This is a genomic window from Pararhodobacter sp. (assembly GCF_034676075.1).
Classification (GTDB): domain Bacteria; phylum Pseudomonadota; class Alphaproteobacteria; order Rhodobacterales; family Rhodobacteraceae; genus Pararhodobacter.
In genome coordinates this window covers 1-7552 of the sequence record NZ_JAUCCQ010000163.1, presented here as the reverse complement: position 1 = coordinate 7552, position 7552 = coordinate 1, and the positions used below count along the sequence as shown (strand labels likewise).

Below are 7552 nucleotides of genomic sequence, written 5' to 3'. Positions count from 1 at the left end.
GCGTGTTCGTCCGCCAGATAGGGGTAGAGGTCGGTCTGATAGATCTCCTGCCCGCCGCCATAGATCACGGCGGCGGCGATGCCTTCCATCGTCTCGGGCAGCGCCTCGCCCCGATAGGGGCGCAGCACCTCATAAGGGCGGCCCGTCCGCTCAAGAAACAGCCGCACACGATCGGGCATCGGCCCGTCGTAGCCGTGTTCGATCAACAGGATGCGGCTCATTGGCAGAGATCGTCGACCAGTTTTTCCATGAAGGCCTGACCGGCGGCGAATTGCTCCAGCGTCAAGAATTCGTCGGGCTGGTGCGCCTGGGCGATGTCGCCCGGCCCGCAGACCACGGCGGAATACCCGCGCACCTGGAACTGCCCGCCCTCGGTGCCGTAGCTCACGACATGCTGCCCGTTGTCGCCGGTCAGGCGCCGGGCGAGTTCCTCGGCCGGGCCGCCCTGTTCCGGGGTCAGCGGCGGCACGCCGAAGACGGAACTGAGGTCCATCCCGGTTTCCGGGCGGATCGCCTGCATCCCCGCCTCGATCTCGCGCGCGGCCTCGACGATCTTCTCGCCCCAGCCGGTATCGCCCGGCACCTGCCGCACCGAGATCAGGAAGTCGCAATCCTTGGCGGTGATGTTATGGGCGGTCCCGCCATTGATCACGCCGACATGCAGGGTCGAGAACGGCGGATCGAACACCGCCGCCATCTCCGAGGACACCGCCGCCGCATTCTCGGCGTTGCGGTCGTTGCACCAGTCGATCAGGCGCGCGGCCTCCATGACGGCGCTGACGCCATAGGGCTGCAGCGAGGAATGCACCTCATAGCCCCGGACATGGACCTTGATCCCCACGCCGCCCTTGTGGCCCGTCACCACCTTCATCATCGAGGGCTCGCCCACGATCACCGAGTCCGCCCGCGGCAGGTCCGAGGCGATCATCGCCTCGACCAGATCCGCCACCGCCATGCAGCCGACTTCCTCGTCATAGCTGAGCGCCAATTGCAGGGGCTTCGTCAGCGGCGCTTTCGCGGCCCGGACCAGCGCCCAGATCGCCAGCGCGTCGAAGCCCTTCATGTCGCAGGTGCCGCGGCCATAGAGCTTGCCGTCCTTCTCGACCACCTGCCAGGGGTCGGTGGTCCAGGCCTGCCCGTCCACCGGCACCACATCGGTATGGCCCGACAGGATCACGCCGCCCGGCGCCTCGGGCCCGACCTGCGCATAGAGATGCGCCTTGGTGCCGCAGGGCGACATCACCCGGTGGCTGTCGATGCCATGGCCCGCCAGATAGCCCTGCAACCAGTCGACCAGCGGCAGGTTGGTGTCGCGGCTGACGGTGGGAAAGGCCACCAGCCGTTCGAGGATCTCGCGCGGACCGAGGGGTCGGTCGCCGGGGCTGGTCATGGGAATCTCCGCTTCTCGTTCGGGTCTGGAGCCCGGGATCTGCACCCGGGCCGGGGTCGTCAACGGGCGCATCCTCGCGCCGCCCGGATCAAGAGGTCAAGCGCTCAAAAGGCGCAATCTTCTGACGTGACGGCAGGCAGTTTCGCGCCCCCAACTTCGCATTCCGCCCAATAGATGAGCAAATCCGCCCGTTCTACAAGCGTATAACAGCGCGGATTTCATCTTGCCGTACCAGATGAATGTTGCCAATCTCACCCCATAACAACCCGAGTCAAAAATGGCCGGGATAAGAACAAACAGGGAGATGCGCATGCCCGACGGGGCAACGCCGGTTCTTGATGTCAAGAACCTGAAGACGGTTTTTGCCACGCGATCAGGCGAGGTGCATGCCGTCAATTCCGTCAGCTTCGACCTCCGGCCCGGCGAATTGCTCGGCGTGGTGGGGGAATCGGGCTCGGGCAAATCCGTGACCATGATGTCGCTTCTGGGCCTCCTGCCCTCGCCCCCGGCCGAGGTTCGCGAGGGAACCGTCATGCTGGGCGGGCGCGACATCCTGAAGATCGGCGCCGAGGAATTGCGCAATGTCCGGGGCCGCGAGGTGGGCTTCGTCTTTCAGGACCCGATGACCTCGCTCAACCCGGTCTTCACCGTGGGTTTCCAGCTGTGCGAGCCGCTGCGCAAGCATCTGGGCATGTCCAAGGCGCAGGCGCGCAACCGAGCGGTCGAACTGCTGGAGCTGGTCGGCATCCCCGATGCAAGGCGCCGGCTCGGCGATTATCCGCACCAGTTCTCGGGCGGGATGCGGCAGCGGGTGATGATCGCCATCGCCCTGGCCTGCGACCCCAAGGTGCTGATCGCGGACGAGCCGACGACCGCCCTCGACGTCACCATCCAGGCGCAGATTCTGGAGCTGGTGAAGGAGTTGCGCCAGAAGCTGGGCATGGCGATCATCTGGATCACCCACGATCTGGGCGTGATCGCCGGCATCGCCGACCGGGTGATGGTGATGTACGGCGGCCAGGTCGCGGAACATGGTCCGGTGCGCGAGGTCTTCGCCAACCCGGCGCATCCCTATACCCGGGCCCTGTTGCAGACCATGCCGAAGATGCACGGCGCGCGGGACGCCAAGCTCAGGGTGATCGAGGGCCAGCCGCCGATGCTGACCCGCCAGCCCGCGGCCTGCCCCTTCCGGGCCCGCTGCGCCCATGCCTTCGATCGCTGCGGCCGCGAGAACCCGGCCCGGCGCGACATCGGCCATGCCCATGACGTCGCCTGTCACTGGGACCACACCACTGCCGATCCCCTCACCGCCGCCGAGGCCCCCGCATGACCGAAACCCCGATGACCGACCGCCGCAAGCTGGTCGAGGTTCGTGACCTCAAGATGCACTTCCCCATTCTGGGCGGCATCCTGCGGCGGCAGGTGGGGGCGGTAAAGGCGGTGGACGGGATCTCGTTCGATATCTTCGAGGGCGAGACGCTGGGCGTGGTGGGCGAATCGGGCTGCGGCAAGTCGACGGCCGGGCGCGCGGTGCTCAGGCTCTACGAGGCGACGGCGGGCTCGATCCGCATCGACGGCGAGGATATCGCCACCCTCCCGGCCGAGGTGCTGCGCAAGAAGCGCCCGGCGATGCAGATGGTGTTCCAGGATCCGCAGGCCAGCCTCAACCCCCGGATGACGGTGGCGGGCATCATCGGCGAGCCGCTGGACGAGCACACCAACTGGGACCGCAAGAAGAAACTCGCCCGGATCTACGAGCTGATGGATGCCGTGGGCCTGAACCGCGACTTCGCCAACCGCTATCCGCATGCCTTTTCCGGCGGGCAGCGGCAGCGGATCGGCATTGCCCGGGCCCTGGCGCTGAACCCGCGCTTCATCGTCTGCGACGAACCGATCGCCGCGCTCGACGTGTCGATCCAGGCGCAGGTGGTGAACCTGTTGGAAGAATTGCAGGACCAGTTCGGCCTGACCTACATGTTCATCAGCCATGACCTGTCGATGGTGCGCCATATCGCCGACAGGGTGGCGGTGATGTATCTGGGCAAGATCGTCGAACTGGCGCCGGTCTCGCGCCTCTACGACCACCCGCTCCATCCCTATACCGAGGCGCTGCTCTCGGCCGTGCCCGAGCCCGATCCCTCGCTCGAGCGGCGCAAGGACCGGATCGTGCTGAAGGGCGATGTGCCCTCGCCGGCCAACCCGCCCAAGGGCTGCAATTTCTGCACCCGCTGCCCCAAGGTCATGGAGATCTGCCGCACGCAGGAGCCCGAGACCATCGAACCCGTGCCCGGCCATTTCGTCGCCTGTCACCTGGTTTCCCAATCCCAGACCGCCGGACGAACCGGCGGCGTCGAGGCCGAGCACAATCAAATGAAAACCCAACAAGGAGAGGTTGCATGAAACGCAGAAGTGCCCTGTACGGGGCGGCTGCCGCACTGGCGCTCGCGCCCATGGCGGCTTGGGCCGACCGTGGCGAGGACGGACACCTGAACATCATCTACTGGCAGGCGCCGTCCATCATGAACCCGTATCTCTCGGGTGGCACGAAGGACGTCGAGGCCTCGTCGCTGGTCATCGAACCGCTCGCCCGCTACAACCAGAACGGCGAACTGGTGGCCTGGCTCGCCGAAGAGATCCCGACGGTCGAGAACGGCGGCGTGGCCGAGGATCTGACCTCGATCACCTGGCGGCTGCGCGAAGGCCTGCTGTGGTCGGACGGCACCCCCGTCACCTCGGCCGACATCGCCTTCACCGCGCAGTATTGCAGGCATCCCGAGGGCGGCTGCGCCCAGGCGGCGCGCTATCAGGACGTGGAAAACGTCGAGGTCGTCGACGAGCGCACCGTGACCGTGCATTTCTCGGTGCCGAAACCCGTGCCCTATGGCCCGTTCGTCTCGGCCCAGTCGCCGATCCTGCAGGCGGCGCAATTCGCCGATTGCCTCGGCGCCCGCGCGCCGGAATGCACCGAAGCGAACTTCTATCCGATCGGCACCGGCGGCTTCCGGGTCGTGGATTTCCGTCCCAATGACGTGATCCAGATGGAAGCCAACCCCAATTACCGCGATCCCGCCCTGCCCCATTTCGCCACGCTGACCCTCAAGGGCGGCGGCGATGCGGCCTCGGCCGGGCGCGCGGTGATGGAAACCGGCGAAATGGACTACGCCTGGAACCTGCAGCTGGCGCCCGACGTGATCGCCACCATGGCCCAGGGCGGCCGCGGTGTCCCGGTCTCGGCCTTCGGCACGCTGGTCGAACGGATCGAGATGAACCTCACCGATCCCTCGCCCGACCTGCCGCCGGAAACCCGCTCGACCCGCGCCGTGCCACACCCGATCCTGTCGGACATCCGCGTCCGCCAGGCGCTCAGCATGGCCATCGACCGCGAATTGCTGGTGGAAATCGGCTATGGCCAGGCGGGTCGTCCGACCTGCAACCTGGTCCCGGCCCCGCCGATCTTCGCCTCGACCGCCAACGACGCCTGCCTGGTGCAGGACCTCGACGGCGCCCGGGCGCTGCTCGATGAAGCCGGCTGGACGGTCGGCGGCGACGGCATCCGCGTGAACGCCGACGGCCGCCGCCTGGTCCTCGACTACCAGACCTCGACCAACGCCGTGCGTCAGGACTTCCAGGCCCTGATCCAGCAATGGTGGCGCGAGATCGGCGTCGAAGCCAACCTGCGCAACATCAACTCCTCGGTGTTCTTCGGCGGCGACCCCGGCTCGCCCGACACGTTCCAGAAGTTCTATGCGGACGTGGAAATGTACGCCAACAACTTCAACGGCACCGACCCCGAGTCGTATCTGGGCGCCTATCGCTGCGGCGTCGAGCCCCGGCCGGAAACCCAGTGGCAGGGCGAGAACATCAACCGCTTCTGCGATCCGGCCTATGACGAGCTGCACCTGCAACTCGCCCAGACCGCCAGCATCGAGGAACGCGGCCGCATCGGGCGTGAACTCAACGACATCCTGATGCAGAACTTCGTCATCGTGCCGCTGGTCGACCGCGGCCGGGTCTCGGCCCATTCGGTGACCCTGGGCGGCGTGCTGCTGAACACCTGGGATTCCGAACTGTGGAACGCGGCCGACTGGTATCGGACCGAGTGATCTGAGCCCGGACCCGCCCCGTCAGGGGGCGGGTCCTTTCCTCACGGAACGCTGAACCAAGGCGCCGAACCCCATGTTCAACTACACGCTGCGACGATTGCTGCTGGCAATCCCGACGCTTTTGTTCATCGCATTGGCCATCTTCCTGCTGCTGGAGCTGTCTCCGGGCGACCCGATGGCCGACATGCCGCTGACCATCCCGCCCGAAGTGCGCGAACAGATGCGCCTGGCGCTCGGCCTGGGCGAGGCTTGGTACATCCGCTTCTTCAAATGGCTCTACCTCTTCTCGGTCGTGGAACCCAGCCACGTGCTGGCCAACATGACCGGGCTCGACTGGCTGGCGATCGAGGGGCAGCGGATCATCTCGTTCCAGACCCGCTCGCCGGTCGGCGACATCATCGCCCAACGCCTGCCGCAGACGCTGTGGGTGGTCGGGCTCAGCTATATCTTCGGGATCATGGTGGCGGTGCCGATCGGCATCTATTCGGCCTACCGGCAATATTCCTGGTTCGACCAGGCGGGCACCTTCATCTCGATGGTCGGCTTCTCGCTGCCCACCTTCTTCACCGGGCCCTTGCTGATGCTGATCTTCTCGATCTGGCTGGGGTGGTTCCCGATCATCTACGACACCACCCTCGTGGTCGACAGCTGGTACGATTTCGGCCTGCAATTGCGACAGATGGCGATGCCGGTCTTCGTGCTGACGCTTTACAACGCCGCGCAGATCACCCGCTTCATGCGCGCCTCGATGCTGGACAACCTGACCCAGGATTACGTCCGCACCGCCCGCTCGAAGGGCATGACGGAGAAGGTCGTGGTCCTGGTGCATGTGCTCCGGAACTCCATGATCCCGGTGATCACCGTCATTGCCCTGGGGATCCCGACGATCTTCACCGGCGCCATCATCACCGAGCAGATCTTCCGCGTGAACGGACTCGGCGCACTGTTGATCACCGCCATCTATGCCTCGGACATCCCGATGGTGCTGACGCTGTCGGTGGTCTTCGCCATCCTCATCGTCCTCTTCAACCTGATCGCCGACCTGCTCTATGCGGTCTTCGACCCGAGGATCCGCTATGACTGAGACCGCGCCCGAGAAATCCCTCGACGTCGCCGCCTTCCGCCCGCCGCGCAACCAATGGTGGGACGTCTGGGACCAGTTCAAGGTGCACAAGGGCGCGCTGGCGGGCTCGCTGGTCTTCGGGCTGATCGTGCTCTTCTGCTTCGTCGGACCCTGGCTCTGGCCCTATGACGCGACCTTCATCGACATCCGCTCGCGCAATCAGGGCATGAGCCTGGCGCATCCGTTCGGCACCGACCAGCTGGGCCGGGACATCATGGCAAGGATGATGGCGGGCGGTCAGGTGTCGCTGGCAGTGGGCATCGTCGCCATGCTGCTGTCCATCGTCATCGGCGCGCTGATCGGCGTGCTGGCGGGCTATTTCCGCCGCATCGACGGGCTGCTGATGCGGTTGACGGACCTGTTCCTGGCCCTGCCCCTGCTGCCCTTGCTGCTGGTCATGTCGATGCTGTTCCGCCAGCCCCTGAGCGCGGTCTTCGGGGTCGAGATGGGGATGTTCCTGCTGATCGTCACCGCCATCGGCATCACCTCGTGGATGCGCACGGCGCGGGTCGTGCGCGGCGATGTGCTGGCGCTGAAAGAGCGGGAATACGTGCTGGCCGCACGCTCCATCGGCACGCCCCCCCGGCGGCTGATCCTGCGCCATATCCTGCCCAACGTGCTGTCGCCGGTCATGGTCTCGGCCACGCTGATGATCGCCACCGCCATCATCACCGAAAGCGCGCTGAGCTTCCTCGGCATGGGCTTCCCGCCGGATTTTCCGACCTGGGGGCGGCTGGTCTATGACGGGATCGACTATCTGCAGCAATATCCCTCGCGGGCCATGCTGCCGGGGGTGTTCATCTCGCTGACCGTGCTGAGCGTGAACTATATCGGCGATGGCTTGAGGGACGCGCTGGATCCGCGGATCCGGGGCCGGTGAGGGAAAAGGGGGGGGGGGGGGGGGGGGGGGGGGGGGGGGGGGGGGGGGGGGGGGGG

At 66.2% G+C, this 7552-nt stretch carries 6 protein-coding genes and 1 pseudogene; 5 read left to right on the top strand and 2 right to left on the bottom strand.

Annotated features, from left to right (window positions below; all coding sequences use genetic code 11):
- A pseudogene (locus VDQ18_RS21985) lies at positions 1 to 221 on the bottom strand (glutamine amidotransferase); the annotation flags it as partial.
- Positions 218 to 1390, bottom strand: a complete 1173-nt coding sequence (argE, locus tag VDQ18_RS21980; protein ID WP_323023006.1) for an acetylornithine deacetylase — start codon at positions 1388 to 1390, stop codon at positions 218 to 220. The pseudogene VDQ18_RS21985 and the gene argE, both read right to left, overlap by 4 nt.
- Before the next feature lie 310 nt (positions 1391 to 1700).
- Between argE and VDQ18_RS21975 the strand changes: the two genes are divergently transcribed.
- From VDQ18_RS21975 to VDQ18_RS21955, 5 genes are all read left to right on the top strand, one after another.
- Positions 1701 to 2720, top strand: coding sequence for an ABC transporter ATP-binding protein (locus tag VDQ18_RS21975; protein WP_323023005.1), 1020 nt, complete (start codon positions 1701 to 1703; stop codon positions 2718 to 2720).
- Positions 2717 to 3790: an oligopeptide/dipeptide ABC transporter ATP-binding protein gene (locus VDQ18_RS21970; RefSeq protein ID WP_323023004.1), complete on the top strand. Its 1074-nt coding sequence runs from the start codon at positions 2717 to 2719 to the stop codon at positions 3788 to 3790. The genes VDQ18_RS21975 and VDQ18_RS21970 overlap by 4 nt, the downstream gene beginning before the upstream one ends.
- Positions 3787 to 5493, top strand: a complete 1707-nt coding sequence (locus tag VDQ18_RS21965) for a peptide ABC transporter substrate-binding protein (protein ID WP_323023003.1) — start codon at positions 3787 to 3789, stop codon at positions 5491 to 5493. The genes VDQ18_RS21970 and VDQ18_RS21965 overlap by 4 nt, the downstream gene beginning before the upstream one ends.
- A 73-nt stretch (positions 5494 to 5566) precedes the next feature.
- Positions 5567 to 6577 (top strand): ABC transporter permease, encoded by a 1011-nt coding sequence (locus VDQ18_RS21960; protein WP_107750586.1) that lies wholly within the window; start codon positions 5567 to 5569, stop codon positions 6575 to 6577.
- Positions 6570 to 7496, top strand: coding sequence for an ABC transporter permease (locus tag VDQ18_RS21955; RefSeq protein ID WP_323023002.1), 927 nt, complete (start codon positions 6570 to 6572; stop codon positions 7494 to 7496). The genes VDQ18_RS21960 and VDQ18_RS21955 overlap by 8 nt, the downstream gene beginning before the upstream one ends.
- The last annotated feature ends 56 nt before the right edge of the window (positions 7497 to 7552 follow it).

Excerpts from the sequence above, each read along its gene's own strand:
- VDQ18_RS21965 (WP_323023003.1), top strand. The coding sequence starts at position 3,787 with ATGAAACGCAGAAGTGCCCTGTACGGGGCGGCTGCCGCACTGGCGCTC.
- VDQ18_RS21975 (WP_323023005.1), top strand. The coding sequence starts at position 1,701 with ATGCCCGACGGGGCAACGCCGGTTCTTGATGTCAAGAACCTGAAGACG.
- VDQ18_RS21970 (WP_323023004.1), top strand. The coding sequence starts at position 2,717 with ATGACCGAAACCCCGATGACCGACCGCCGCAAGCTGGTCGAGGTTCGT.
- VDQ18_RS21955 (WP_323023002.1), top strand. The coding sequence starts at position 6,570 with ATGACTGAGACCGCGCCCGAGAAATCCCTCGACGTCGCCGCCTTCCGC.
- argE (WP_323023006.1), bottom strand. The coding sequence starts at position 1,390 with ATGACCAGCCCCGGCGACCGACCCCTCGGTCCGCGCGAGATCCTCGAA.
- VDQ18_RS21960 (WP_107750586.1), top strand. The coding sequence starts at position 5,567 with ATGTTCAACTACACGCTGCGACGATTGCTGCTGGCAATCCCGACGCTT.